General features: G+C 72.3%; 2 protein-coding genes. One reads left to right on the top strand and one right to left on the bottom strand.

Going from position 1 to position 1,620, the window contains the following annotated elements:
* A partial coding sequence (locus ACH34T_RS44550) for an FAD-dependent oxidoreductase (RefSeq protein WP_396027086.1) occupies positions 1-526 on the bottom strand: 526 nt, incomplete at its 3' end.
* Between the two features lie 105 nt (positions 527-631).
* On the opposite strand from ACH34T_RS44550, the gene ACH34T_RS44545 reads away from it, so the two are divergent.
* A complete protein-coding gene (locus ACH34T_RS44545; RefSeq protein ID WP_396027085.1) occupies positions 632-1,468 on the top strand; it encodes an aldo/keto reductase in 837 nt (278 codons plus the stop codon).
* Positions 1,469-1,620 lie beyond the last annotated feature (152 nt).

The raw sequence follows: 1,620 nt of genomic DNA, 5'->3' as shown, positions 1-1,620 counted from the left end.
AGAGTGCCCTCGCCTCCGGCGTGCGCCAGCGGCGGGCCAGCACGGCTGCGGGCGGCGCGGCCCGCAGCCCGAACCGAGCCAGGCTCACCGGATGCCGCGGGACGTGCAACATCGGCCGCAGGAATTCCCCGCCGATGGCGTCGAAACGCTCGGCGAGGGGGCCGAACACGCCGCGCCAGGCGGCGGCGTCCCGTCCCAGCGCGGACGCCGTCCTGCCGACCGAACGCCACAGCGTCGCGCCCCGGCCGCCGTCCAGGGGGTGGCTGAACTCGGCGTCCGCCCAGCGGTAGGTCAGCCCGGCGCCGGTCAGGTCGAACCGCTGGACGAAGGCGGACCCGAGCAGCAGCGGATGGAAGCCCGAGCACTCGTCATGGACGAGCCCGGGAAGCGTGAGCTCGCTCGACCGCGTCCCGCCGCCCGGGGTGTCGGCGGCCTCGATCACCGTGACGCGGACTCCGGCGGCGGCGAGCGTGAGCGCGGCCGCGAGCCCGTTGGGCCCGCTGCCCACCACGAACGCGCTGGTCACGCGGCAGTCCTCCGCCTCGCACAGATGCCTTGCCGGAACTCGTCCCCAGCCTAGGCCAGGGTGCTGTTATCGTGATCGATCTTGAGGTGAGGGGCGGCGCGGGGTATGGCATCGAGGAGTTTCCGCATCGGGGGCGAGCGGAGCGTCCGGCGGCTCGGGTTCGGGGCGATGCACCTGCCGACCGAGCCCCGGCAGGCCAGGGACGGCGCGATCGCCGTGGCCAGGCGGGCGGTCGAACTGGGCGTCACGCTGATCGACACCGCGCACCTGTACGGGTGGGGCGCCAACGAGGAACTGCTGGCCGAGGCGCTGCACCCCTACCCGGACGACCTGCTCATCGCCACGAAGGTCGGGGTCGCGCCGCCGGACCCGCCCCACGAGGCCGACATCTGCGGACGGCCGGAGTTCCTCCGCGACCAGGTCGAGCAGGGCCTGCGCCGGTTGCGCGTCGAACGGCTCGAACTGCTCCAGCTGCATCGCGTCGATCCGAAGGTGCCGCTGGCCGACCAGGTGGGCGCGCTTCGCGAGCTGCAACTCCAGGGAAAGATCGGCCACATCGGGCTGTCCGAGGTGACCGTCGCGCAGCTCGACCAGGCGCGGGAGATCGTCGACGTCGCGAGCGTGCAGAACCGCTACAGCGTGCTCGACCGCGACTACGAGGCCGTCCTTGACGCCTGCACCGCAGCTGGAATCGCCTTTCTGCCGTGGCGTCCCGTCCATCCGGCGGCGTCGCGGGAGACGGCCGAGATCGCCGCCGTGGCCGCCGAGACCGGCGCGACTCCGGCGCAGGTCGCGCTGGCCTGGCTGCTCGGACGGTCGCCGGTCGTCCTGCCGATCCCCGGCACCGGCTCGATCGCGCACCTGGAGGAGAACGTCGCCGCCGCGGACCTGCGCCTGACCGACGACCAGTTCCAACGCCTCGACCAGCTCAAGCCGCACTGACCTCGTCCGAGGGCTGACCTCGATCAGGGCTGACCTCGATCAGGGCTGACCTCGATCAGGGCTGACCTCGATCAGGGCTGACCTCGATCAGGGCTGACCTCGATCAGGGCTGACCTCGATCAGGGCTGACCTCGATCAGGGCTGACCTCGAT

Origin of the sequence: Actinomadura sp. 9N215 (assembly GCF_044326345.1) — a bacterium.
Classification (GTDB): domain Bacteria; phylum Actinomycetota; class Actinomycetes; order Streptosporangiales; family Streptosporangiaceae; genus Spirillospora.
The sequence above is the reverse complement of the archived record's forward strand: the minus strand, read 5'-3'. Positions and strand labels throughout refer to the sequence as shown.

Bases quoted from the DNA above. Each gene is read 5' to 3' on its own strand.
- ACH34T_RS44545 (WP_396027085.1), top strand. From the start codon at position 632: ATGGCATCGAGGAGTTTCCGCATCGGGGGCGAGCGGAGCGTCCGGCGG.